Consider the following 22,971-nt stretch of genomic DNA (forward strand, 5'->3'; position numbering starts at 1 on the left):
AGTCACCACTGGGGCACGTCCTCCTGGGCGCGCGGATACACCATCAGGGCGGCGGTCTTGTGCGGCATCGTGACCCCTCCCGCCCGTACGAACCCGGCCGCGGCGAACGCCCGGAGCGAGGCCGCGTTGCGGACGTTCGGCTCCGCGACGACCCGGGTGCACTCCGGCTCGGCCGCCAGCAGTCCCACGGCGACCGCCCGCAGCAACTCCCGGCCGAGGCCGCGGCCGAGGTTCTCGTGCGCGCCGATGGCGATGTGCACGCCGATGTCGCGCGGCCGGTACGGGTACAGGGGTGCCAGCCTGTCCCGCAGCACCCGGTAGAGCTCCAGGTAGGCGACCGGCTCACCGTCCAAGGACGCCAGGCACGGCCGCGAGTGCGCACCCGCCGCCTGCCGGGCGATCTCCTCCGCCCACCGCTCGTACGGCCAGGCCTGGTCCCACGGGCCCGCCACGTGCGGCCGGTTCATCCAGTCGCAGACCACGGCGATCCCGTCAGCCTCAGGCTCGATCACGGTGATCCGCCAGTCGCCCACCCTCGGGGGAACGGGTGGCGCTCCGATGTCCTGCAGGTGTGGCTGGCTCACTCATCCTCCGCAATAGTTAGGTTTGCCTAACCTAAACTGGCGCCATGCCTAACTAAGCATCGGATCCGCGAAACAGTCAAGAGATGTCAATGCCCACAAAAAGAAACGGCGGCAGCGGCCCGTTGCCGCCACCGCCGTCGTCCGAGGTCGCCCGCCCGAGGTCGCCCGCCCGAGGTCAGCGAGCCCGGCGGGCGAGGGTGAGGTCGGAGGCGAAGGCGATCTCCGCACCGTCACCCAGCAGGCCGTCGAGCTCCCACGGCGGAGCCGGTTCATTCACGCGGGCGAACGCGCCGGACCCGGTGGGCGGGACCGATCGTCAGAAGGTGCGGACGACCGTGAACCACACGGTCTTGCCGCCGTCGCCCGGCGTCACGCCCCACGCGTCGGAGAGCGCCGCCACGATCTGCAGCCCCCGGCCGGAGATCGCGTCGATGTCGGGGGAGCGCTGCTGGGGCACGCCGTCGCCCGGGTCGAAGACCTCGCCGTACAGCCGGTCCTCGCGGACCTCCAGGCGTAGCGCGTACGCCGACCCGCCGTGCCGGACGGCGTTGGTGACCAGTTCGCTGACGATGAGCAGGCAGTCGTCGATGGCCTGCTGGGGGGCCCAGCCGGTCAGCTCCGTCCGGACCAGGGAGCGCGCCTTACCCACACCGGACGGCACCGACGGCAGCAGGTATTCCACCGCGTGGATCGCCGAAGCGGATAACGGCCCGGGGTAGAGGGTCATCTGCATCACGTCTCTCGATGTGGGAGCGCTCCCAAATGCACGATAACCGCTCATAATCATTCTTGGGAATCCGCGCCACATGATTGTTGCGATTCCGCGCCCTCAGCCGCGCCCGGAGGTCACCTCCGCGCGCCGCCCCAGGCGCGCCCGGAGGTCACTTCCGCGGGGTGGCGCGCCGGCGGAGCCAGCCCGCCGCGCGGTGCGCGACCGGGCCGAGCAGGCTGACCTCCCTGGTGGCCTTCCGCAGCGCCTGGACGGCGCTGTGCGACTCGGCCGTGGCCTTCTTCAGCTCCGCCGTGGTGCGCCGCAGCTCGGTCGCGAGCTTGTCCAGCTCGTTGCCGGGCGACGCCGCGGGCTTGGGCTTCTTGCGCTGGTTGACGCGTACGAGCTGCCGCTCCCCGAGCGCGTCCGTCGTGTGCCACAGGTCCTCGCGCGACTCCAGCCAGGTGAGCAGCCGCCGCTGGACGGGCACCGGATCGCCCCACATGGCGTACAGCTTCTGCGAGCTGATGACGATGGGCTCCAGCCCGAGCCCGGCGACCGCCTCCCAGACCGCGAGCGCCACGCCCGGCGTGTGCTCGCTGCGGTAGTCGTCGAAGGCGACGATCCCGCCGTCCCGGAGCACGGTCCGCGCCGCCTGCACGTCACCGCGTACGTGTGCGGAGAGGTGGGAGGCGTCCACGTGGACGAACCTGCAGCTGTCCGCCTTCACGTGGTCGAGGATGATCGACGTGGGCCCGTGCACGATCTCGGGCAGGGTGTCGTGGACGCTCAGGTAGTTCTGCTCGAACTTGCGGCGGGTGAGCGTGGAGTAGGACTTGGTGGTCTCGACGTCGTTGTCCGCGTCCGGAGCTTCCGACTCGAACAGGTCGCAGACCGTGAAGGTCTCGCCCGGCCGCGCGTACCCGCCGATCAGGACGGCGCTCTTGCCCAGGTACGTCCCGAGCTCCAGCAGGTCACCCGAGGTGTCGGCGGACAGGAACCACTCGAACAGGCGCTGGTCGGCAGGCCAGAACCAGCCGGGGATGCGTTCGAGGGCGGTGGTCAGATCCGGTGCGGACATGCCGGGACGCTAACAGCCGCGTTTACCCGCTGAAAGGGGGTTTGCCGCATGGCCATCGGCAGGTCGCCGAGAGTTCGACGGTCCGACAAGTGAGCCGTGGCGGGCGCCCGGGCCACTCGCACGTGCACCAGGCGGAGGAGCTGATCGACCACCGCCGCTCGTTCGCCGCGCTGGCCGCCTCCGGAGTGCCGGAGCGGGCCCTGGGCGGGGTGCTCGTGCGGCAGGCGGTCATCGCCGCGCTGCCGGTCTGCGCCATGGCGGCCGTCTCGGGAGCCGTGATGGTGATCCTGCCCCTGCTCGACGTTTACCAGGTCCAGTGGCTCGGCTGGGCGGTCGCCAGGGCCGTGGCCATGACGGGCGTCGGCGTGCTCGCCGCGGTGCTCGTGGCCCTGGCGGCCCGCCCGCTGCTGCGCGGCGCGCTCGTCCCCGAACGGCCGCGCGACTGAGAGCTCAGGGTCGGTCCGCCGCCCGCGCCGCCTTCCGGAGGGGTGCGGCGCGGGCGGTGGACCGACCAGGATCGGGGAGGTGCGGTCAGACGCGGTCAGCGGCGATGAGCAGATACTGGAAGCTGCCGCTCTTGTAGGCGTCGAGGAAGGCGTCCTCGATGCCGGTGGCCAGGTGGGACTTCGCCCGGAGCTCCCAGTACGGGATGGTGGCCGCCGTGAGGTCCACGACACTGATCGGGACAAGCCGGTTGGCCGCCATCTCGGCGAAATACGTGCTGCGCGGGTGGATGTCGCAAATGTAGTGGGCGTTGATCTGGCTGATCGCGCGGGACGGCAGGCCGTAGGCGTTGTTGTAGCAGCCGGTGATGCACACGTATCTGCCGCCCCGCCTCAGCAGCCTGGCGTGCTCGGCGAACAACTGGGAGAGCTCGACGTACATCGTGCTCTCGTTGTTCCAGATGGCCTGGAACGCTCCGGTCGGGAAGCCGGTGTCCAGCATGTTGCGGAAGTGGAAGCGTACTTTGTCGTCCACCCCGCGTTTCCTGGCCTGGTCGTTGGCGAAGGCGACCTGCGACTCGGAGATGGAAACGCCGTCCACCTGGCAGCCCTGGCGCAGGTTGACCAGGATGCTGGAGCCGCCGCGGCCCGAGCCGGCGTCCATCACCCGGTCCTCCGGCCGCAGCGGGCCGAGGTGCGCGAGGAGGGTCTCCGCCTGGACGGACTCGAGCCGGTGCAGCTCGTTGACGACGCGCTTCTCCCTCGTCTCCGCCGGGCCGTCCAGCACCGACCAGTCCACCTCCCCGATGCCGTAATGGTGGTGGTAGAGGCCATCGACCTCGCCCAGGCGCAGGTTGACCGGATTCCGCTCGGCATTCCAATAGGCGGCGACGGACTCCTGGTACAGGCTGCTGAGCACGGGGGTTTGTGGTGTGACGGTCATCTGAGCTCCTTTCTCGTCATGACTGGTAGCGGCTGGTCGAGCCGTGCCATTCGAGGCATCCACCCATCCAGCCCTGCGCACCGCGCAGGAATCGTTTGAGCTCGGGGGAGGGGACGGCGGCGAGTTCGCGCTGACTCTGCTCGAAGCCTTTGACGAAGTCGTTGTGCAGGTGGACGGCGCGCTCGGTGGCTTCGCGCGTGGAGCAGCCGTCCTCGGCCGCGATGAGCAGGATCAGGTTGGAGTCGGGGAGGGCGTCGGCCGCCTCCTTCTCGACGGAGTGCAGGTCGTTGACGATGACGCTGGCGGTGCCCGCCTGCATCAGGGCGGTGTGGAAGCGCCGGTCGTAGAAGAGGTTGGCGGGCAGCTCGTAGCCGCCGACGATGTCGATGAGGATCATCGAGGTGTAGAAGCTGTCGTGCTGACGGGCCGCGAGATAGCGCCAGACCGGCGGCTGCGCGTCCAGGTAGCGCCAGGCGGCGTAGGCGGTCCAGCTCACGTACATCTGGAAGGTGGTGGTGCAGGTGCGCATCACCTGCGACGGGGTGGCGTGCCGGGACACGTGGCTCCTGGCCGAGCGCAGCGACACCAGGACGGGGTCGGCCCGGATCGCCTCTTCGAGCGTGCGGGTGTACTCGCCGGCGTCCGGGGGCGGGTCCATGGCCGACATCACCAGGGCGAGGCGCGGCGGCAGCTCCGTCGGCGTGGCGCCGAGGTCCGTCTCGTCGGCGTAGTAGTCGTCGGCCGCCCACCACGCGGCGTTCATCTGGGCCGCGATCAGCAGGTGGTCGGGATCGTCGGAGTCGGGGTGGGCGAGCATCGCCAGCCGCCCGAACCCGGTCGCGGCGAACTCCTCCAGCCGCCCCTCGTGCAGGCCGACCCGCTCCGCCCACGCCACCAGCCGCCGGTCGACCTCGGCGCCGAGACCGTCGTCGACGCGCGCGGTCTCGGGGCAGTAGAGCGGCGGGTAGGACCCGTCGCCCCACTCCCGCTCCCGGTAGGCCAGTGGGGCGAGGCTGTGCCTGCGCTCGCCGCCGGACGGCGCCCGCAGCGCGAGGTCCCATCCCCGGCCGGGCGGTTCGGCGGGCTCGTGCCCATCCGTCGCCTCGAACTCGGCCCGGTACGGCTGCAGCGCGGCCGGCAGGCTGAGCGTGAACGATCCCAGGCCCGTCGGGCCCGCGGGCAGCGGCACCGCGGTGGCGTTGTCCGGCATGGCACACCTCCCTACGAGCGCGGGGCCGCGACGTCGACGTTCTCCAGGATCCCGATCGCGTCGGGGACGAGGATCGCCACCGAGTAGTAGGCGCTGACCAGGTAAGACATCACTGCCTGGGGGTTGATGTCCATGAAGCGCACGTTCAGGCCGGGCTCGTACTCCTCGGGGATGCCGGTCTGATACAGGCCGACGACGCCCTGGTCGTCCTCGCCCGTGCGGAGCGCCAGGATGGAGGTGGTCATGTCCTTCGCGATCGGGATCTTGCCGCAGGGGAAGATCGGCACGCCCCGCCAGGCCGGGATCTCGTGCCCGTTGACCTCGGTGCTGCCCACCACCAGCCCGCGCCTGTTGCACTCGCGGAAGAAGGCGGCGATCGCCTTGGGATGGGCGAGCAGCAGGCGGGTCTTGCGGCGCATGCTGATCAGGTCGTCCAGGTCGTCCGGGGTGGGCGGCCCCGACCAGGTGTAGATGCGCTGGGAGTAGTCCGTGTTGTGCAGCAGCCCGAACTCGCGGTTGTTGAGCAGCTCCCACTCCTCGCGCTCGCGTATCTCGTGGACGGTCAGGCGCAACTGCTGTTCGAGCTGGCTCATCGGGTCGTTGTAGAGGTCGGCCACCCGGGTGTGCACGCGCAGGACGGTCTGCGTGACGCTGAGGTCGTATTCGCGCGGGTGGAGGTCGTAGTCCACGAACGTGCCGTCGATCAGCGGCTCGCCCACGTGCCCGGACGCGATGGCGACCGCTGCCTCGCCGCGCCGGTTGACCGGCCGGTAGGTGCCCTCCAGGTAGCGCTCGATGTGCTCGCGCAGGGCGGGGGAACGGCTGAGGATCCGCCGCAGCTCCAGCCGCGGCGCCACCATGACCGTGGCGGGGGTGGCTGCCCTGACGGTGACCGGCCACCGGGGCGCCCCCTGGCTGAGCGCCTCGTCGCCGAACTGGTCGCCGTCGGCGATGACGCCGAGGAACTCCGTGGTGCCGTATCTGCCGGTGGAGAGCCGTTCGAGGCGGCCGTGGGCGATGACGTACGTCTCGGTGAGCGGGGTGCCGGCCTCCACGAGGACCTCGCCCGCCTCGACCTCCCGCGGGGTGAACGCCTCGGCGATGGCGGCCAGCACGCCGGCGTCGCCGAACCCGCGCAGCACGGGCAGCTCCGTGAGCGTCTCCGGGATGATCCGCACGTCGTCCGCGCCGTTCTGCGCCACGCTCACCCGGCCCCGCCCGACGGTGTGCGTGAGCCTGCGGTTGACCCGGTAGGTCCCGCCGCGCACGTCCACCCAGGGCAGCATGCGCAGCAGCCAGCGGGAGCTGATGGCCTGCATCTGCGGACGGGTCTTGGTGGTGGTGGCCAGGTTGCGTGCGGCCCGGGTGTCCAGGCTCAGCCGCTGTTCCGTCGCCTCCGTGGGTGGCATCATCCCTCGCAATCGCGGATCGTGGATCGCCGCTCTGTTAGATACCGAACGTAATCATTCGGACACTGACAGTTGAATCTCCTGGCAGGGAGGGGACGGTGGCTGCCGCGAAACGGTGATCTGGCTTTCCCAGCGGCGCGGCGGCGGTTAAGATCCCGCGCGCGCGAAAACCGGCTGGTCACCCCTCGGGTGGCCGGCCGGTCGGAGGCGCGTCAGCGGGCCGGGCGGACGGTGATGGTGTCGTCGTCGACGACGATGGCGTCGGCGCGCGTTGATCTTCCCCCCGGGCCACACCTTTCCGTTATGCTCCGCCGGTCTGGAACCGTCCAGGCTTAAAACAGGTGATGGGCCTGCACGGGACCTTCGGCCTTCCCCTCGACTGGGACGAGCCGGCTTCGTGATATTTCGGGCCCGCCGGGCCGTGAACATGGTGGCTACAATGCGGCCATGAAGGCCGCGATTCGCAGCAGATATGGCCCGCCGGAAGTGGTCAGCGTCTCGGTGGCGGAAAAGCCGGAAATCAAGGACGGCGAGCTGCTCGTCAAGGTCCACGCGACGACGGTCAATCGCACGGACTGCGCGTTACGCGCGGCCAAACCCTTTCTCTGGAGGTTCTTCACCGGTCTCATCAGGCCACGGGTGACCATTCTCGGGACCGAGTTCGCGGGCGAGGTCGAGGCGACGGGCGGCGGCGTCACCTCCTTCCGGGCCGGCGACCGCGTATTCGGATACAACGACCGCACATTCGGCGCCCACGCCGAATACCTGGCGATTCCCCAGCACGCCGCGGTGGCGATCATTCCGGACGGCCTGACGTACGAGGAGGTGGCCCCGAGCACCGAGGGCTCGCATTACGCCCTCACGTGCATCAGGGCAGCGAAGATGCGGGCGGGACAGGACGTCCTCGTGTACGGCGCCACCGGGGCCATCGGCTCGGCGGCGGTCCAGCTCGTGAAAAGCCTCGGCGCCACGGTGACCGCCGTCTGCGACACCAGGAACATCGAGCTCGTCAAGGGTCTGGGCGCGGCCCGCGTCATCGATTACACGGCCGAGGACTTCACCCGGGACGAGCAGCGGTACGACGTCGTCATGGACGCGGTGGGCAAGAGCTCGTTCGGCCGGTGCCGGCGGCTGCTGAAACGACGTGGCGTGTACGTCGCCACCGATGTCGGCCCCTTCTCCCAGAATCTGTTCCTGGCGCTGGTCACCCCGCTGCTCGGCGGCCGGCGGGTGAGGTTTCCCATTCCGCGGGAGGATCCGGAGATGGCCCGGTATTTCAAGGGTCTCATCGAGTCCGGGCAGTTCCGGCCGGTCATCGACCGGCGGTACACGCTGGACGAGATTCTCGCGGCCTACCGCTACGTCGAGACGGGCCAGAAAATCGGAAACGTCGTGATCACCGTCGCCGGGCCGTCAACCTAGCCCGGCCGATTCCCCGCGCGGCGCGCTCCCCGAGCGGCGCGGCGCGTTCCCCGCGCATCGCGGGCACCATGCGGGCCCGTCGCTGCGCCGTTTACCCTCCGCATTCCCTGAGTTGAACCTCTGGTGGTCTTGGGAGGGTTGCGCTAGCCTGCGAGCGACATCAGACGTCAGGTGTCTGATGGCCGAGGGAGCCCATTCGTGACACTTGCCGAAACCATCGCCGAGCGCCTGTTCCAGGAGATCATCGAAGGGCGGCTCACGACGAGCAAGCCGCTTCCCCCCGAGGGCGAGCTGGCCACCACGTACAACGTGAGCCGGCTCACCATCCGCGAGGCGATCCGCATCCTGCGCACCCAGAACGTGGTGCGCATCCGCCGCGGCCGCGGCACCGAGGTCAATCCGCCGGAGGAGTGGACCTCGCTGGAGGCGGTCGTGCGTGCCTCGGAGGGCAGCCTGGGTCACGGGCCGGAACGGCTGCTGGAAGCGCGCCGGATGATCGAGATCGGGGCGGCCCAGCTCGCCGCCGAGCGCCGTACCGACGAGGACCTCGTGCAGCTCGGCGTGCAGGTCGACGAGATGCGCGCGGCCTCGGCCGAGGGTGATGTCACGCGGTTCGTGGAGGCGGACATCCGCTTCCACGACGTGATCATGCGGGCGAGCGGCAACATCTTCGTGCCGCTGCTCTTCGTCCCCTTCGGCCGGCTGCTCATCGAGGCCAGACGCCAGACGTCCGCCGTTCCCGAGATCCAGAGGAACGCGATCGAGCAGCACGGCAACATCGTGAGCGCGCTCACCGCGGGTGACAGCGAGCAGGCCCGCATCGCGATGGAGGCGCACATGCAGCAGACGCAGCGCGACCTCCGGCAGCACGTCCTGGACGAGCAGCCGTGAGCGCGGAGACCGGAACCGTGGTGAGCGGGGAGTCCAGAACGGCCGTGAGCAGGGAGACCGGAGGAGCGGTGGGTGCGGGGACCGGGGCGGCCGTGAGCGCGGAGGGCGACGTCGGGGAGGCGGTGCCGCGCCCGCTGGCGGAGTTGCTCACGGGGCAGCCGCCGGCCGTGCCGGTGGACGGCGGGCGGCTGGCCGCGGCGGTGGAGTCCGGCCCTCGGGTGATCGTGCTCGACGACGACCCCACGGGCACGCAGACCGTCGCCGGGCTGCCCGTTCTCACCCGCTGGTCCGTGGACGACCTGCGCTGGGCCCTCGCCCAGGGAGCCCCGGCGGTGTTCGTGCTGGTCAACACGCGGGCGATGGCCGCGCAGGACGCGGCGGCGCGGGACCGGGAGGTCGTGCGCGCGAGCCTGGCGGCCGCCCGGCTCGAAGGGGTCGAGGTCGTCTTCGCCAGCCGCGGCGACTCCACGCTGCGCGGGCACTTCCCGCTGGAGACCGACGTCATAGCCGAGGAGCTGGCCGGGCGGGTGGACGCGGTGCTGCTGGTGCCCGCCTACATCGACGCGGGCCGCGTGACGGTGGACGGGGCGCACTATCTCCGCACCGCCGAGGGCATGCTGCCGGTCGGCGCCAGCGAGTTCGCCCGCGACGCGACGTTCGGCTACCGCGCGTCGAGGCTGCCCGAGTGGGTCGAGGAGAAGACCGCCGGCGCTATCCAGCGGGCCGAGGTGCCCGTCATCACGCTGCGCGAGCTGCGCTCGGGGGACCAGGCGGCGCTCGTGTCGCGCCTGGCCTCGTTCGAGGGCGGACGGCCGGTCGTGGTCGACGCCGCCTGCGACGACGACCTGCGCAACCTCACGCTCGCGCTGGTCGAGGCCGAGCGTCTGGGCAAGAGGTTCGTCTACCGCGTCGGGCCGTCCTTCGTCCGCGCCCGCAGCGGGCAGACCGCCACCCCGCCGATCGACGACGCCAACCTGAGCCACCTCACCGACCTGGGCCGCCTGATCGGCGGCCCGCGCCCCACAAACCCCGCCCGACCGGACGACGGCCTCAGCCCGGGGGTCACGGACCCCGCCCGACCGGACACCGGTACTGGTCGGCGCGTCACAGAGCCCGCGCCCGCTCATGGGCTTGTCGTCGTCGGGTCGCATGTCGCGCAGACCACACGGCAGCTCGCGCGCCTGCGGGAGCGCCGGGCGGTCGAGCTGATCGAGCTGGACAGCGACCGGCTGCTCGACCCCGCCGGCGTCGAGTCCTACGTCGCCGAGGTCGTGGGCAGGGCCGTCGCGCTGCTGGCGACCGGGCAGGTCGTGCTCGCCACCAGCCGCACCCTGCGCACCGCGGGTTCCCCCGAGGCCAACCTCGCGCTCTCCCGCACGATCAGCGCGGGCGTCGTGAGCGTCGTGCGCGGCGTCACGGCCCGGGTGCGCCCGGCGTTCGTCGTGGCCAAGGGCGGCATCACGTCCTCGGACGTCGCGACCGACGGCCTCGGCATCGTACGCGCCCACGCCCTCGGCACCCTGCTCCCCGGCATCGTCTCGCTGTGGATGGCGGCCGAGGGCCGCTCCATGGGCCTGCCGTACGTCGTCTTCGCCGGCAACGTCGGCGACGACGAGGCGCTCGCCGACGTCGTCGACCGCCTGCGGCCGACCTGCTGAGAAAGGAACAACCCATGCAACAAGTCGCGGTCATCGGGCTCGGTGCCATCGGACTGCCCATGGCGCTGCGGCTCACCGGTGCCTTCCCCGTCGCGGCCTACGACCCGGCCCCGGGCCGGCTGCGGGCCGCCGTCGAGGGCGGCGCCACGGCCGCCGCGAGCCCGGCCCAGGCGGCGGCGGGCCGTGACGTCGCCGTGCTCGCCGTACGCGACCAGGCCCAGGTCGAGACCGCCCTGTTCGGGATCGACGGGGTGGCCGGCTCCGGGTTCACCGGAGTGGTCGTGCTGACCAGCACCATCGGCCCGGCCGCGGTGCACTCGATCGCCGAGCGGCTGTCGGCGGCCGGCATCGGCCTGGTCGACGCCCCCGTGAGCGGCGGCCCCGGACGCGCGGGCAAGGGCGACCTGCTCATCCTCGTCGGCGCGCCGGACGAGGCGCTCACGGCCGCCGGGCCGGTGCTCGAACGGCTCGCCTCCACGCTCACGGTCGTCGGCGCCAAGGCCGGCGACGGCCAGGTCTTCAAGACGATCAACCAGCTCCTCGCCGGTGTGCACATCGCCGCCGCGGCCGAGGCCATCGCGCTGGCCCGCGGGCTCGGGGTCGACCCGAGGACCGTCATCGCCGCGCTGTCGCAGGGCGCGGGCAGCTCGTTCATGTTCGCCGACCGCGGCCCGCGCATGCTGGAGGCGTACGGCGGCGGCGCGGAGGTGAAGTCGCGGCTCGACATCTTCGTCAAGGACATGAGCATCGTCACCGAGGTCGCCCGGCAGACCCATGTGGCGACCCCGCTCGCCGCCACGGCCGAGCAGCTCTACCTGCTCGCCGAGAGCCACGGGCTGGGGGAGCGCGACGACTCCTCGGTCGTGACCCTGCTCTCGCCCCGCCGCGACGAGGTCGTCTGATGCGCCACACGACCCTCGGCTCCAGCGGCTGCTCGATCTCCCGGGTGGCGCTCGGCACGATGACCTTCGGCCAGAAGACCCCGGAGGCGGAGGCGTTCGCGCAGCTCGACCGCTTCGTCGAGGTGGGCGGCACGCTCGTGGACACCGCCGACTCCTACGGGGAGGGCACCAGCGAGCGCATCGTCGGCCGCTGGATCGCGAGCAGGCCCGCCGACGTACGCGACCGGATCGTGCTCGCGACCAAGGCGCGCTTTCCCACCGGGCCCGGCACCAACGACGTCGGTCTGTCCCGCAAGCATCTCGCCCGCGCCCTGGACGGGTCCCTCACCCGGCTCGGCGTCGAGACGATCGACCTCTACCAGGCGCACGCGTTCGACCCGCACACCCCGGTCGAGGAGACCCTGGGCTTCCTCGATGACGCGGTGGCGGCCGGCAAGATCCACTATGTCGGGCTCTCCAACTACACCGCCTGGCAGGTGCAGCGGATCGTGGACGTCGCGTCGTTCCGCGGCCTGGTCGGCCCGAGCGCCCTGCAGGCGCAGTACAACCTGCTCACCCGCGAGCTCGAATGGGAGATCATCCCGGCGCTCCAGGCCAACGGCCTGGGGCTGCTCGTCTGGTCGCCGCTGGCGGCCGGGGTGCTGACGGGCCGGCTCGACGGAGTGCCCGCCGCCCGGCAGGAGCAGGCGCGGGCGGTGCTCGACGCGCTCGGCCGGATCGCCGAGCGGCGCCACGTCTCCTCCGGCCGCGTCGCCCTCGCCTGGCTCGCCGCGCACCCCGCCGTGACCTCGGTCATCCTCGGCGCCCGCACCATGGAGCAGCTCGAGGACAACCTGGCCGCCTTCGATCTGGCGCTCGACGACGAGGAAACCGCCCTGCTGGCCGCGGCCAGCGAACCCGTCATCGGCGACTATCCGTACGGAGCGCGCGGCCTTGAGCAGCGCCGTCGCCGGCTTGAGGGCGGCCGATAGCTTGTGGAAATCCGAAACCCCTCACCAACGTCCCTCACCAGACGTCTGATGTCAGCGGTCAGACGCCATATCACGGCAAGGAAAGGCTCCATGGGTACTCACCGCTCACCGCTCAGAAGGGGCGCGCTGCCGGCCGCCGGCGCCGCCCTTGTCCTGCTCGGTGTCACCGCCTGTTCGGGCGGGAGCTCGGACTCCGGCGACGGCCCGCAGACGGTGACCCTCTGGGTCGCCTCGCCGACCGAGGCGTTCTCCACCGCCCTGGTGGACGCCTACAACAAGACACACAAGAACCAGGTCAAGGTCACCGGCATCCCCGACGACGGCTTCCTGCAGAAGATCGGGACCGCCGCGGGTGCCCGCTCGCTGCCCGACATCGTCGTCTCCGACGTCGTCTACCTGCCCAACTACACGAGCAAGGGCGTCTTCCTCGACCTCACCAGCCGGATCAAGGCGCTGCCGTTCGCGTCGAGCGTCGCGCCCGCGCACGTCCAGGCCGGCACCTGGGAGGGCAAGCAGTACGCCATCCCGCACAAGCTCGCCTCGTCGGTGCTCTTCTACAACAAGGACCTGTTCAAGAAGGCCGGGCTCGACCCGGAGAAGCCGCCGGCCAACTTCGAGGAGCTGCTCGCCGACGCCAAGAAGATCCGCGCGCTCGGGTCCGACACCTACGGCTACGACTTCGGCGGCAACTGCGGCGGCTGCACCGCGTACACGATGATGCCGTTCATGTGGGCGGGCGGCGTGGACGTGCTCGCCAACCAGGGCAAGACGGCGAACTTCGACAACGACACCGTCAAGCAGGTCTTCGGCCTCTACAAGCAGCTCTGGGACGCCGGCGTCATGCCCGCCAACGCCCAGACGCAGGACGGCTCGACCTGGGCCAACAACTTCGTCTCCGGCCACGTCGGCATGATGGCGCAGGGCTCGGCGATCGTCGGCGACCTGCAGAAGCAGACCGACTTCGACTGGGGCGTGGCGCGGATCATGTCGCCGGACGGCTCGGGCACCTCGACCTTCGTCGGCGGCGACGCGGCCGCGATCTCGGCGACGTCCGAGCACGCCGACGCCGCCTGGGACTTCCTGAGCTGGACGCTCCAGGAGCAGCAGCAGGTCGGCATCGTCGCCAAGAACGGCGACCTGCCCGTGCGCACCGACCTCGCCGGCAACCCGAACACGGCCAAGGACCCGCGCACGAAGTTCATCATGGACGGCGTGGCCAAGGGCAAGACCCCGTTCGCGCTGCCCTTCGGCCAGGTCTTCAACGACCCGACCGGTCCGTGGATCGCGATGGTCCGCGGCGCCGTCTTCGGCGCGAACGCGGATGACGCGGTCAAGAAGGGCCAGCAGGCGATCCAGGCGGCGCTGGACAACGCGCAGCAGTAGCACACCCCCGCGGTGCCGTCCTGCGGGCAGGGCGGCCCCGCCCGCACGGGAGCAGGACCATGGCAGTCTCCAAAACAACCTCACAAGCCGGGAGGACCGGGGCGCTCTTCGTCGCTCCCGCCGGACTCCTCACGCTCGTACTCTTCGTGATCCCCCTCGGCATCCTCGTCTGGATGTCGCTGCAGGACTATCCGCTGCTCGGCAAGCCCACCTTCACCGGGTTCGACAACTATCTCGACATCCCGGGCAACGAGGTCTTCACCCAGGCGATCGGCTTCACGCTCGCCTACACCGTCGTCACGACGATCGTCATGTTCCTCATCTCGTTCCTGCTGGTCGCGATCGCGAACAGCCGCAGGCGCGCGACGAGGTTCTACCGGACGAGCTACTTCCTGCCGTACGTGGTCGGCACGGCGGCGGCCACCCTGCTCTGGTTCGTCGACTCCGACCCCGTCATCGGCGTCTTCAACCAGGTGCTCGTCGGCCTGCACCTCGTGGACAAGCCCATCGCGTTCCTCGCCAGCCCGACGCTCGCGTTCTGGTCGATCATCGCCCTGGTCTCCTGGAAGTTCATGGGCTTCCAGGTGATCGTGCTGCTCATGGGCCTGCAGTCGATCCCGGTCGCGCTGTTCGAGGCCGCCCGGGTGGACGGGGCCAGCCGGTGGCAGCAACTGCGCTACATCACGATCCCGTCGCTGCGGCCGACGCTCGCGCTGCTCTTCATCCTGTCGGTGACGGGCTCACTGCTGGCCTTCGACCAGTTCCTCATCCTGACCAAGGGAGGGCCGGACAACAGCACGGTGAGCGTCGTCTTCGCCGTCTACAACACGGCCTTCGTCAACTTCGACATGGGCAAGGCCGCGGCACTGTCGGTCGTGCTGCTCGTCGTGCTGCTTCTCATCAGCGCGATCCAGCTCCCGTTGCTGCGCCGGAAAGACGTCTGACCATGGCCATCCGCAACCCCTCCGCCCCGGCCACACTCTGGTCGGGTGCCAAGACCGGCGCCTTCCACCTCGTCGCGGGCGTCCTGGCCGTACTCTTCCTCTTCCCGCTCCTGTGGGCGGTGCTCAACTCGCTCAAGAGCCCGACCGAGGCGAACGCGAGCCCGCCGACCTTCCTGCCGAGCTCGCTCTCGCTGGGCAACTACGAGACGCTCGGCAAATTCGGTGCGGGGATCGCCGCGTACACGGGCAACAGCCTGCTCGTCGCCCTCGTCACCGTCGGGGGAACCGTCATCATCTCGGTGCTGGCCGGTTACGGCTTCTCCCGCTACGAGTTTCGGGGGAAGAACCTCACCTTCGTCACCATTCTGGCGATCCTGATGGTGCCGTACGCGACGATGCTGCTGCCGCTCTACCTTCTGCTCGGCGTGCTCGGGCTGCAGGACTCCCTCATCGGGCTCGGGCTCGTACTGGTGATGTTCCAGTTGCCGTTCGGCGTGCTCATCATGCGCAACGCCTTCGACTCGATCCCGCGCGAGCTGGAGGAGGCCGCCTTCCTCGACGGCGCGGGGGCGTTCGGCGCGCTCCGGCACGTCTCGCTGCGCATCGTGACGCCCGGCGTGGTGACCGTGGGCCTGTTCGCCTTCCTGGCCTCGTGGAACGAGTTCCTCGCGCCGCTCATCTTCCTCAACACCGGGGACAAGTTCACCCTGCCGCTCATGCTCGTCAGCGTGCGCGAGGGCACCTTCGGCCAGATCGACTTCGGCGCCCTGCAGGCCGGCATCGTCGTCGCCATGGTGCCGTGCGTGGTGCTGTACCTCGTACTGAACCGCTACTACGTCACCGGCCTGCTCAACGGCGCGCTGCGCGGCTGACCGCCCCGACCTCCCGAAGGACCGCCATGAACACTGAAGAGATCGTCGCGCCCTGCTCGCCCCGCACCGGCGCGCACCTCACCCTGCGGCCGCTCTCGATGGAGCACGTCCGGATCACCGACGGCTACTGGGCCCGCTGGCAGCGGGACAACCGCACGGTGACCGCGCCGCACGCGATGCGCTGGCTGGAGAAGGACGGCGTGCTGGACAACTTCCGCCGGCTGGCCGACCCCGCGGTCACCGCCGAGCGCCGCGGCTGGGTCTTCTGCGACTCCGACCTCTACAAGGTGCTCGAAGGCATCGGCTGGGACCTGTCCCATGGCCCGTCCGAGGAGTTCGGCCGCTTCGTCGCCGACTCCGTGGCGCTGCTGGAACGGGTGCGGGAGGACGACGGATACCTCAACACGTTCGTCCAGGCCGGGCTCAAGGAGCGCTACGCCGACCTCACCCGGGGGCACGAGCTCTACTGCGCCGGCCACCTCATCCAGGCGGGCATCGCGCTCGCCCGCACCACCGGGGACGAGAGCCTGCTCGCCGTCGGCCGGCGCTTCGCCGACCACCTGGTGGCCGAGTTCGGCGACGGGCGGCGTGGGGACACCGACGGCCATCCCGAGATCGAGACCGCCCTGGTCGAGCTCTACCGGCACACGGGGGAGCGGGCCTACCTGGACCTCGCCCGGCAGCTCATCGACGTGCGCGGGCACGGGGTGATCGGCCCGGGGCTCTTCGGCCCGGCCTACTTCCAGGACACGGTGCCCGTACGGGACCAGGACACCGTCGTCGGGCACGCCGTTCGGGCCCTGTACCTGCTCTGCGGCGTCATGGACGTCTACCTGGAGACCGGCGAGGACGCGCTGCTGCGGGCCGCACGGCGGCAGTGGCGGTCCATGGTCGGCGAGAAGACCTACCTCACCGGCGCGGTCGGCTCGCGGTTCGAGGGCGAGGCGTTCGGGGACCGCTTCGAGCTGCCGCCGGACCTCATCTACGGTGAGACCTGCGCGTCGATCGCGAGTCTCATGCTGAGCTGGCGGCTGCTGCTGGCCACCGGGGACGGCGCCCACGCGGACCTCATCGAGCGCATCCTCTACAACGCCTTCTCCGGCTCGACCTCGCTGGGCCGCGACGGCTTCTTCTACGTCAACCCGCTGCAGCGCCGCTCGCCCCGGCCGCCCGCGCCCGCCGGCGGCAAGCCGCTGCGCACCGACGCCCCCGGCACCCGCGCGGAGTGGTACGACGTCGCCTGCTGCCCGCCGAACATCCTGCGCACGGTCGCCTCGCTCGGCGGCTACCTCGCCACCTCCGACGACCACGGCGTGCAACTGCACCTCTACATGCCCTCCAGCGTGCGCGCCGGGGAGGTCGCGCTGTCGGTGGCGACCAGGTATCCGGAGGACGGAGTGGTCCGTGTGACGGTCGAGCGCTCTCCCGCGAGCCCGTGGGCGCTGTCCCTGCGCGTGCCGGCCTGGTGCCGGCGGCCGTCGCTCATCGTCGCCGGCGAGTCCGTGCCCGTCGAGCGGGACGAGCGCGGCTACGCCGTCGTCGAGCGCGTGTGGGCCGAGGGCGACGTGGTCGTGCTCGACCTGCCCATGCCGGCGCGGCTGACCGTCCCGCATCCCGCGGTCGACGCCGTACGCGGCCAGGTCGCGATCGAGCGCGGGCCCGTCGTCCACTGCCTGGAGAGCGTCGGCGGCGAGCCGGACCTGGACGCGGTCGAGGTCGTGGCGGGCGCGGAGCCGCGGGTCGAGTGGGACGCCGACCTGTTCGGCGGTACGACCGTCGTGCGGGTCGAGGGGCGCCTGCGTGACGACTCGGGCTGGGCGGGGGACGGCTGGCGGGAGGTGGGCACGCCGGCTTCGAGCGGGCGGCCGATCGAGCTGACGGCGATCCCGTACCGGCTGTGGGCGAACCGCGGATCGTCCACGATGCGGACCTGGATCCCGGTCGCCTGAGTTTCGTCGCCCGGACCTCGGTCGCCTGAATCCGCGGCCCCGCTGTGCTCCCACGCGAATTGACTTCGAGCGCGCTCTAATAACTAGCGTCATGAGTCATGAGTGCTTCCATACGGCCGCAAGTCACGGCCGGCGAACGCGGGGCGGGGCGGCACGACGCGGAGCCCAGCCGCCGTCGCCGGCTCCTCGTCCTCGCGATCTGCTGCGCCAGCATCGTCGTCGTGGTGATGGACATCTCCATCGTCACCGTCGCGCTGCCGGCGATCCGGCGTGACCTGCACGCGTCGGTGTCCGGGCTGCAGTGGACGGTCGACGCCTACACCCTGGTGCTGGCGAGTTTCCTGCTGCTGGCCGGGTCCACCGCCGACCGGGTGGGCCGGCGGCGCGTCTTCCAGATCGGCCTGGCCGCCTTCGGGCTCGGCTCGCTGCTGTGCGCCCTGGCGCCGAGCATCGGCCTGCTGATCGCGGCGCGTGCGCTGCAGGCCGTCGGCGGCACGATGCTCAACCCGGTGGCGATGGCGATCGTCGCCAACACGTTCCCGGACCCGGCCGAGCGGGCGGGGGCCATCGGAGTGTTCGGCTCGATGTCCGGGCTGGCGCTGGCGCTGGGGCCGATCCTCGGCGGCGTCCTGGTCGACGGCCTCGGCTGGCACGCCGTCTTCTGGATCAACGTGCCGATCGTGGCCGCCGCGATCGTGTGCGCCGCGCTGTTCGTGCCCGAGTCCCGTGCCGCCCGGGCGCGCCGGTTCGACCCGGTGGGCCAGATCCTGGTAGTCCTCGTGCTGGGCGGACTCGTCTACGCGATCATCGAGTCCAGGTGGCTGGGCTGGACCTCGCCGGTCATCCTCGGCCTGCTGGCCGTCGCCGCACTCGCCGCGCTGGGCCTGCTGGCCTACGAACCGCGCCGGGCCGACCCCCTGCTGGAGCTGCGCTTCTTCCACAGCGTTCCGTTCAGCACGGCGATCTCGATGGCGCTGCTCGCGCTGTGCGGGTTCGGCGCGTTCCTGTTCGTGACCACCCAGTACCTCCAGGACGTACGCGGCATGTCGGCGCTGACGGCCGGGCTGTGCCTGCTTCCGGTGGGGGCGCTGGTGCTGGTGCTGTCCCCGATCACCGGCCGGCTGATCGGCAAGCGCGGTCCGCGGCTGCCGCTGGTGGTCGCCGGGGCCGCGCTGGCCCTGGGCGGCGCCGCGTCGGTCTGGCTCGGACCGGCCACCCCGCTGCCGGTCGTGCTGGCGATCTACCTGCTTTTCGGTATCTTCCTCGGCACCGTCAACCCGCCGATCACCAACACGGCGGTCTCCGGGATGCCCCGCTCGATGGCCGGGGTGGCCGCCTCGCTGGCCTCCGCCGGGCGGCAGACCGGCACCACCCTGGGGGTGGCGATCTCCGGGACGATCGTGGGCGCGGCCGCGTCCCAGGGCGGGACGGCGTTCACCGATGTGGCGCACGGGGTGTGGTGGCTGCTGGCCGGCCTCGGCCTCGGCGTCCTGGCCCTGGGGCTGCTCAGCACCGGGCGCTGGGCCATGGCCACCGCCGAGCGGGCGGCCGCGTTGTTCGGCCCGCGGGCTTGAGACGGTGGCCGCGTTGTTCGGCGGCGCGCGGGCTTGAGGCGGTCAGGCGGCGAACTCGGCGGGGGCGGCCGCGATGACGGTGTCGAGCATGGCCCTGGAGTGCCGCAGGTCGTCGATGGCCGCGGTGATGCGGTCGCGTTCCCGGCCGAGCTGGGCGACCAGGTCCGGGCACGTGGGCACCAGGCGCTCGTCGTCATCACGCAGGCACGGCAGCACCACGGCGATGGTGGCGGTGTTCAGTCCGGCGGCCAGCAGGCTGCGGATGCGGCGGACGGTGCCGACGTCGGCCTCACCGTATTCGCGGTAGCCGCTGGAGCGGCGGGTGGGGTGCAGCAGCCCCTGCTCCTCGTAGTAACGCAGCAGCCGCTCGGCGACGCCCGTGCGGCGTGACAGCTCTCCGATGCGCATGTGATCCCGCTCACTCCTCGTTGACTCTCACATCCATGTGAAACTCTACCGTCCAGGCATGAGTAGAAGCTTCGCGATTCTCGCAGCTCTGTGCATCAACGTGTTCGTGGTCTGTACGGCGGAGTACCTGATCTCGGGCCTGCTACCCCAGGTCGGCGCGGCCCTTGACGTGTCCGTGGGGGCCGCCGGGCAAGCCGTCACCGTCTACGCCCTCGGCGTGGTGATCGGCGGGCCACTGGTGGCGGCCGCGACCGCGCGGCTGCCCCGCAAGGCCCTGGCGCTGGGACTGATGCTGCTGTTCGCGGCCGGCAGCGCCCTGTGCGCGTGGGCGCCGTCGTTCCCGGTGCTGCTGGCCGGGCGCGGGGTGTCGTCGCTGAGCCACGCGGCGTTCCTGGCGCTGGCCCTGGTGACCGCGACCCGGGCGGTGCCGGCCGAGCGGGCCGGCACCGCGATCGCCGCCGTGGCGTCGGGATTGACGGTGGCCACTTTGCTGGGGGTGCCGCTGGGGGCCCTGCTGGGCGAAAGCGCCGGATGGCGGGTCCCGTTCCTGGCGCTGACCGTCCTGTCTCTGGCCGGTACGGCGCTGCTGGCCGCGGTGCTGCCTCGGCAGGCGGCGCAACCCGTCAGCCTGCGGGAGGAACTGCGGGTGGTGACCCGGCGGCCGGTGCTGGCGGTGATCGCCACCACCGCCGTCGGGCTCGCAGGGGTGGCGACCGTGTTCACCTACATCGCACCGCTGCTGACCCAGGTCACCGGGTTCGCCGCGCCGGTCGTGTCGGGGCTGCTGCTGGCCTACGGCGCGGGCAGCTTCGCGGGGAACCTGGCCGCCGGACGGCTCACCAACAGGTCGCTGAGCGCGACGGTGCGCGGGGTGTTCGGCGGGCTGGGCGGCCTGCTGGTGCTGTTCCCGTTCGCGATCGTGTGGAAGCCGACGGCGGTGGCGGCGGTGCTGATCCTCGGGCTGCTGGGAACCGCGACGATCGCGCCGCTGCAGGGCCTGATCCTGCGCCACGCCGGGGCGGCGCCCACGCTGGCGGTGGCGGCCAACGTCGGGGCGTTCAACCTGGGGGCGGCCGCCGGGTCCGTGATCGGCGGCGCGATCGTCACCGCCGGCGCGCTGCGCTGGACGGGCCTGGCCGGGGCGGTGCTGACCGTGCTCGGCCTGGCGCTGTCCTACTGGGCCGTTCCCCGGACGCGTAACGGAAGCGGCCAGGAGGCCGGCGCCAGGCTGGCGGTGCCGGCTCCCTGACCCGCCGGGCCCGCTGCTCGCAGCAGAAGGGGATCGTCCCGGTGACCTTCGCCAGGCCGGGCGTCACGCCCGGTGTGGCGGTGGTCGCGGCCAGGGGCGGCCTCGACCTGGTCGACGCGGATGGATTGGCGGGAGTCTCGCGTGTTCCAGGGCGCCGGATGGGCTGGTTGGTGTGGTGGGCTCCGGTTGATGGGCAGGTGGGAGGGGATGGATGGTGTTATATCGTTAGCAGAGGTAATATTTTCGGATATGAGCCCTTCAGATCTTCCCGAGGCCCTGATATCCGTAATGTCCGGTATTCAGCGGCTTGTTCGAAGAAGGCTGCTGCGTGACACCCCCGCGGCACCGCGGCTGCGTGGCGCGCAGGTCGAGCTGTTGCGCCTGGTCGCCGAATCGCCCGGGATCGGCGTCTCGGCCGCCGCCAAGGAGCTCTATCTGGCGGGAAACTCGGTGTCCACGCTGGTGAACCAGCTCACGGCCGCCGGGCTGCTGCGCCGGGAGGCGGGTCAGGACGACCGCAGGTCCGCGCGGCTGCTGCCCACCCCGGTGGCCGAGGCCCGGCTGCGCGCCTGGGGACAGCGCCGCGCCGCACTCGTACGCGATCACGTGGAGCGGCTCGACGCGGCCGACCAGGAGGCGCTGGCCGCCGCGCTCCCCGCCCTGCGCCGGCTCGCCGGCAGCCTGCGGGAGGAGGTCGAGCGGCCATGACCGACGCCCTCACCTGTGCGGGCCTGCGTTACTCCTTCGGCGACACCCTGGCCGTGGACGGGCTCGACCTGTCCGTCACGCAGGGCGAGATCTTCGGTCTGCTCGGCCCGAACGGCGCCGGCAAGACGACCGCCATCCGCTGCGTGACCACGCTGCTGCCGGTCCGGCCCGGGATGGTGCGGGTTTTCGGCCGCGACGCGGCCGCCGACCGGATGGCGGTGCGCCGCCTGCTCGGGTACGTTCCCCAGCAGCTCTCCGCGGACGCCCGGCTCACCGGGCGGGAGAACGTCTCGCTGTTCGCCCGCGTCTTCGACATCCCCCGCCGCGAGCGTGCGGCCCGGGTCGCCCAGGCGCTGGAGGCGGTCGGCCTCGCCGACGTCGCCGACCGGATGACGGCCACGTTCTCCGGCGGCATGATCCGCCGGCTGGAGCTGGCCCAGGCGCTGGTCAGTTCGCCCCGGCTGCTCATGCTCGACGAGCCGACGATCGGGCTCGACCCCATCGCCCGTACCAGCGTCTGGGAGCACATCCAGGCCGTACGCGCGGCGACCGGCATGACGGTCCTGGTCACCACCCACTACATGGACGAGGCCGACCAGTACTGCGACCGGGTGGCCTTGATGCACCAAGGACAGATACGGGCGATCGGTGCCCCCAAGGAGCTCACCGCCCAACTCAGGGAGCGCCGCGGCGACGGCTCCGATCCGACGCTGGAGGACGTGTTCAGGGAGGTCGCCGGGAGCGGCCTGGAGGAGGAAGGAGGGAAGTTCCGCGATGTCCGGCGTACCCGTAACACCGCCCGCCGCGTCGGCTGACCTGCCCAGGGTCGATGGGCTGGACCTGCTCACCACCCCGGCCGGCCCCGCGTACGGGCTGGCGCGTCCTGCCCGCGCGGGTGGCCGCCATGTGCGTGGTGGAGCTGCAGAAGCTGCGCCACGACCGCACCGAGCTCTACACCCGCGCGATCCAGCCCGCGCTGTGGCTGCTGATCTTCGGAGAGACGTTCACCCGGATCCGGGCGATCCCGACCGGCGGGGTGCCCTATCTCGACTATCTGGCTCCGGGGATCATCGCCCAGTCCACGATGTTCATCGCCATCTTCTACGGCATCCAGATCATCTGGGAACGCGACTCGGGCGTCCTGACGAAGCTGCTGGTCACACCGACCCCGCGGGCGGCGCTGGTCACCGGGAAGGCGTTCGCCGCCGGGGTGAAGGCGGTGATCCAGGCGGTCGTGGTGGTGCTGATCGCGACTCTGCTGGGCGTGGGCATGACGTGGAACCCGCTGCGCCTGCTCGGCGTACTCGTGACGGTGGTGCTCGGGTCGGCGTTCTTCTCCTGCCTGTCGATGACGATCGCCGGCATCGTGCTGACCCGAGACCGGCTGATGGGCATCGGCCAGGCCATCACCATGCCCCTGTTCTTCGCCTCGAACGCCCTCTATCCCACCGCCATCATGCCCGGCTGGCTGCAGGCCATCAGCATGGTGAACCCGCTCAGCTACGAGGTGGACGCCCTGCGCGGCCTGCTGCTGGGCACCCCGGCGCACCTGGCGCTGGACGGTGGGGTGCTGCTGCTGGCCGCGGTGCTCGGTATCACGGTGTCCTCCAGCCTGCTCGGCCGCCTGGCCCGCTGACACCGCTACCCATCGCGGACGTTGC

General features: G+C 71.2%; 22 protein-coding genes. 15 read left to right on the plus strand and 7 right to left on the minus strand.

All coding sequences use genetic code 11. The features are described from left to right. Nucleotides 1–2: 2 nt before the first annotated feature. The 3 genes from ABGB18_RS14360 to ABGB18_RS14370 form a co-directional block, all read right to left on the minus strand. Entirely contained in the window at nucleotides 3–584 is a 582-nt protein-coding gene (locus tag ABGB18_RS14360; RefSeq protein WP_347695969.1) for a GNAT family N-acetyltransferase, read from the minus strand. 316 nt (nucleotides 585–900) lie between these two features. Then, the gene (locus ABGB18_RS14365; RefSeq protein WP_347695970.1) at nucleotides 901–1,311 is read right to left on the minus strand and encodes an ATP-binding protein; all 411 of its coding nucleotides are present in this window, start codon (nucleotides 1,309–1,311) and stop codon (nucleotides 901–903) included. A 154-nt stretch (nucleotides 1,312–1,465) separates the two neighbouring features. Further along, the gene (locus ABGB18_RS14370) at nucleotides 1,466–2,374 is read right to left on the minus strand and encodes a class I SAM-dependent methyltransferase (RefSeq protein WP_347695971.1); all 909 of its coding nucleotides are present in this window, start codon (nucleotides 2,372–2,374) and stop codon (nucleotides 1,466–1,468) included. Nucleotides 2,375–2,463: 89 nt separating this feature from the next. Between ABGB18_RS14370 and ABGB18_RS14375 the strand changes: the two genes are divergently transcribed. Next, nucleotides 2,464–2,820 (plus strand): hypothetical protein, encoded by a 357-nt coding sequence (locus ABGB18_RS14375; RefSeq protein ID WP_347695972.1) that lies wholly within the window; start codon nucleotides 2,464–2,466, stop codon nucleotides 2,818–2,820. A gap of 85 nt (nucleotides 2,821–2,905) precedes the next feature. Here ABGB18_RS14375 and ABGB18_RS14380 read toward each other — a convergent pair whose 3' ends face one another. From ABGB18_RS14380 to ABGB18_RS14390, 3 genes are read right to left on the minus strand one after another with little or no spacing between them, the layout of a single operon-like run. After that, entirely contained in the window at nucleotides 2,906–3,760 is an 855-nt protein-coding gene (locus ABGB18_RS14380; RefSeq protein ID WP_347695973.1) for a geranyl diphosphate 2-C-methyltransferase, read from the minus strand. A 16-nt stretch (nucleotides 3,761–3,776) separates the two neighbouring features. Next, a complete protein-coding gene (locus ABGB18_RS14385; protein ID WP_347695974.1) occupies nucleotides 3,777–4,970 on the minus strand; it encodes a family 2 encapsulin nanocompartment cargo protein terpene cyclase in 1,194 nt (397 codons plus the stop codon). 11 nt (nucleotides 4,971–4,981) lie between these two features. Continuing rightward, a complete protein-coding gene (locus ABGB18_RS14390) occupies nucleotides 4,982–6,382 on the minus strand; it encodes a family 2B encapsulin nanocompartment shell protein (protein ID WP_347695975.1) in 1,401 nt (466 codons plus the stop codon). A gap of 444 nt (nucleotides 6,383–6,826) precedes the next feature. Between ABGB18_RS14390 and ABGB18_RS14395 the strand changes: the two genes are divergently transcribed. The 10 genes from ABGB18_RS14395 to ABGB18_RS14440 all read left to right on the plus strand — a co-directional run bounded on the left by ABGB18_RS14395 (nucleotide 6,827) and on the right by ABGB18_RS14440 (nucleotide 18,945). Then, complete coding sequence (locus tag ABGB18_RS14395) at nucleotides 6,827–7,801, plus strand: NAD(P)-dependent alcohol dehydrogenase (protein ID WP_347695976.1); 975 nt, start codon at nucleotides 6,827–6,829, stop codon at nucleotides 7,799–7,801. Nucleotides 7,802–7,999: 198 nt separating this feature from the next. Then, nucleotides 8,000–8,692, plus strand: coding sequence for a FadR/GntR family transcriptional regulator (locus tag ABGB18_RS14400; protein ID WP_347695977.1), 693 nt, complete (start codon nucleotides 8,000–8,002; stop codon nucleotides 8,690–8,692). Next, the gene (locus tag ABGB18_RS14405; protein WP_347695978.1) at nucleotides 8,689–10,350 is read left to right on the plus strand and encodes a four-carbon acid sugar kinase family protein; all 1,662 of its coding nucleotides are present in this window, start codon (nucleotides 8,689–8,691) and stop codon (nucleotides 10,348–10,350) included. The genes ABGB18_RS14400 and ABGB18_RS14405 overlap by 4 nt, the downstream gene beginning before the upstream one ends. 14 nt (nucleotides 10,351–10,364) lie before the next feature. Continuing rightward, nucleotides 10,365–11,252: an NAD(P)-dependent oxidoreductase gene (locus ABGB18_RS14410; RefSeq protein WP_347695979.1), complete on the plus strand. Its 888-nt coding sequence runs from the start codon at nucleotides 10,365–10,367 to the stop codon at nucleotides 11,250–11,252. Beyond that, nucleotides 11,252–12,223, plus strand: coding sequence for an aldo/keto reductase (locus tag ABGB18_RS14415; protein ID WP_347695980.1), 972 nt, complete (start codon nucleotides 11,252–11,254; stop codon nucleotides 12,221–12,223). The genes ABGB18_RS14410 and ABGB18_RS14415 overlap by 1 nt, the downstream gene beginning before the upstream one ends. Before the next feature lie 90 nt (nucleotides 12,224–12,313). After that, complete coding sequence (locus ABGB18_RS14420; RefSeq protein WP_347695981.1) at nucleotides 12,314–13,606, plus strand: sugar ABC transporter substrate-binding protein; 1,293 nt, start codon at nucleotides 12,314–12,316, stop codon at nucleotides 13,604–13,606. Nucleotides 13,607–13,665: 59 nt separating this feature from the next. Continuing rightward, nucleotides 13,666–14,550 carry a sugar ABC transporter permease gene (locus ABGB18_RS14425; protein ID WP_347695982.1) on the plus strand — a complete coding sequence of 295 codons (885 nt, stop codon included), beginning with the start codon at nucleotides 13,666–13,668 and terminating at the stop codon, nucleotides 14,548–14,550. A gap of 2 nt (nucleotides 14,551–14,552) precedes the next feature. Beyond that, nucleotides 14,553–15,422 (plus strand): carbohydrate ABC transporter permease, encoded by an 870-nt coding sequence (locus ABGB18_RS14430; protein ID WP_347695983.1) that lies wholly within the window; start codon nucleotides 14,553–14,555, stop codon nucleotides 15,420–15,422. A gap of 26 nt (nucleotides 15,423–15,448) precedes the next feature. Next, nucleotides 15,449–17,371, plus strand: a complete 1,923-nt coding sequence (locus ABGB18_RS14435; protein WP_347695984.1) for a beta-L-arabinofuranosidase domain-containing protein — start codon at nucleotides 15,449–15,451, stop codon at nucleotides 17,369–17,371. Between the two features lie 98 nt (nucleotides 17,372–17,469). Further along, complete coding sequence (locus ABGB18_RS14440; RefSeq protein WP_347695985.1) at nucleotides 17,470–18,945, plus strand: MFS transporter; 1,476 nt, start codon at nucleotides 17,470–17,472, stop codon at nucleotides 18,943–18,945. 42 nt (nucleotides 18,946–18,987) lie between these two features. On the opposite strand, the gene ABGB18_RS14445 is transcribed toward ABGB18_RS14440, so the two are convergent. After that, nucleotides 18,988–19,353, minus strand: a complete 366-nt coding sequence (locus ABGB18_RS14445; protein ID WP_347695986.1) for a MerR family transcriptional regulator — start codon at nucleotides 19,351–19,353, stop codon at nucleotides 18,988–18,990. Nucleotides 19,354–19,411: 58 nt separating this feature from the next. Here ABGB18_RS14445 and ABGB18_RS14450 point away from each other — a divergent pair, with 58 nt between their 5' ends. The 4 genes from ABGB18_RS14450 to ABGB18_RS14465 all read left to right on the plus strand — a co-directional run bounded on the left by ABGB18_RS14450 (nucleotide 19,412) and on the right by ABGB18_RS14465 (nucleotide 22,946). Further along, on the plus strand, nucleotides 19,412–20,602 hold the full coding sequence (locus ABGB18_RS14450; RefSeq protein ID WP_347695987.1) for an MFS transporter: 1,191 nt from the start codon (nucleotides 19,412–19,414) through the stop codon (nucleotides 20,600–20,602). Nucleotides 20,603–20,890: 288 nt separating this feature from the next. Further along, on the plus strand, nucleotides 20,891–21,310 hold the full coding sequence (locus ABGB18_RS14455) for a MarR family transcriptional regulator (RefSeq protein ID WP_347695988.1): 420 nt from the start codon (nucleotides 20,891–20,893) through the stop codon (nucleotides 21,308–21,310). Then, nucleotides 21,307–22,125 carry an ATP-binding cassette domain-containing protein gene (locus ABGB18_RS14460; RefSeq protein WP_347695989.1) on the plus strand — a complete coding sequence of 273 codons (819 nt, stop codon included), beginning with the start codon at nucleotides 21,307–21,309 and terminating at the stop codon, nucleotides 22,123–22,125. Before ABGB18_RS14455 ends, ABGB18_RS14460 begins: the two co-directional genes overlap by 4 nt. A gap of 14 nt (nucleotides 22,126–22,139) precedes the next feature. Next, on the plus strand, nucleotides 22,140–22,946 hold the full coding sequence (locus ABGB18_RS14465) for an ABC transporter permease (RefSeq protein WP_347695990.1): 807 nt from the start codon (nucleotides 22,140–22,142) through the stop codon (nucleotides 22,944–22,946). Nucleotides 22,947–22,971: the final 25 nt, after the last annotated feature.

The sequence above is a fragment of the Nonomuraea sp. B12E4 genome, from assembly GCF_039871825.1.
Taxonomy (GTDB): Bacteria; Actinomycetota; Actinomycetes; order Streptosporangiales; family Streptosporangiaceae; genus Nonomuraea.

Bases quoted from the DNA above. Each gene is read 5' to 3' on its own strand.
- ABGB18_RS14365 (WP_347695970.1), bottom strand. From the start codon at position 1,311: ATGACCCTCTACCCCGGGCCGTTATCCGCTTCGGCGATCCACGCGGTG.
- ABGB18_RS14370 (WP_347695971.1), bottom strand. From the start codon at position 2,374: ATGTCCGCACCGGATCTGACCACCGCCCTCGAACGCATCCCCGGCTGG.
- ABGB18_RS14380 (WP_347695973.1), bottom strand. From the start codon at position 3,760: ATGACCGTCACACCACAAACCCCCGTGCTCAGCAGCCTGTACCAGGAG.
- ABGB18_RS14385 (WP_347695974.1), bottom strand. From the start codon at position 4,970: ATGCCGGACAACGCCACCGCGGTGCCGCTGCCCGCGGGCCCGACGGGC.
- ABGB18_RS14390 (WP_347695975.1), bottom strand. From the start codon at position 6,382: ATGATGCCACCCACGGAGGCGACGGAACAGCGGCTGAGCCTGGACACC.
- ABGB18_RS14395 (WP_347695976.1), top strand. From the start codon at position 6,827: ATGAAGGCCGCGATTCGCAGCAGATATGGCCCGCCGGAAGTGGTCAGC.
- ABGB18_RS14410 (WP_347695979.1), top strand. From the start codon at position 10,365: ATGCAACAAGTCGCGGTCATCGGGCTCGGTGCCATCGGACTGCCCATG.
- ABGB18_RS14415 (WP_347695980.1), top strand. From the start codon at position 11,252: ATGCGCCACACGACCCTCGGCTCCAGCGGCTGCTCGATCTCCCGGGTG.
- ABGB18_RS14420 (WP_347695981.1), top strand. From the start codon at position 12,314: ATGGGTACTCACCGCTCACCGCTCAGAAGGGGCGCGCTGCCGGCCGCC.
- ABGB18_RS14425 (WP_347695982.1), top strand. From the start codon at position 13,666: ATGGCAGTCTCCAAAACAACCTCACAAGCCGGGAGGACCGGGGCGCTC.
- ABGB18_RS14430 (WP_347695983.1), top strand. From the start codon at position 14,553: ATGGCCATCCGCAACCCCTCCGCCCCGGCCACACTCTGGTCGGGTGCC.
- ABGB18_RS14435 (WP_347695984.1), top strand. From the start codon at position 15,449: ATGAACACTGAAGAGATCGTCGCGCCCTGCTCGCCCCGCACCGGCGCG.
- ABGB18_RS14440 (WP_347695985.1), top strand. From the start codon at position 17,470: ATGAGTGCTTCCATACGGCCGCAAGTCACGGCCGGCGAACGCGGGGCG.
- ABGB18_RS14445 (WP_347695986.1), bottom strand. From the start codon at position 19,353: ATGCGCATCGGAGAGCTGTCACGCCGCACGGGCGTCGCCGAGCGGCTG.
- ABGB18_RS14450 (WP_347695987.1), top strand. From the start codon at position 19,412: ATGAGTAGAAGCTTCGCGATTCTCGCAGCTCTGTGCATCAACGTGTTC.
- ABGB18_RS14455 (WP_347695988.1), top strand. From the start codon at position 20,891: ATGTCCGGTATTCAGCGGCTTGTTCGAAGAAGGCTGCTGCGTGACACC.
- ABGB18_RS14460 (WP_347695989.1), top strand. From the start codon at position 21,307: ATGACCGACGCCCTCACCTGTGCGGGCCTGCGTTACTCCTTCGGCGAC.
- ABGB18_RS14465 (WP_347695990.1), top strand. From the start codon at position 22,140: ATGGGCTGGACCTGCTCACCACCCCGGCCGGCCCCGCGTACGGGCTGG.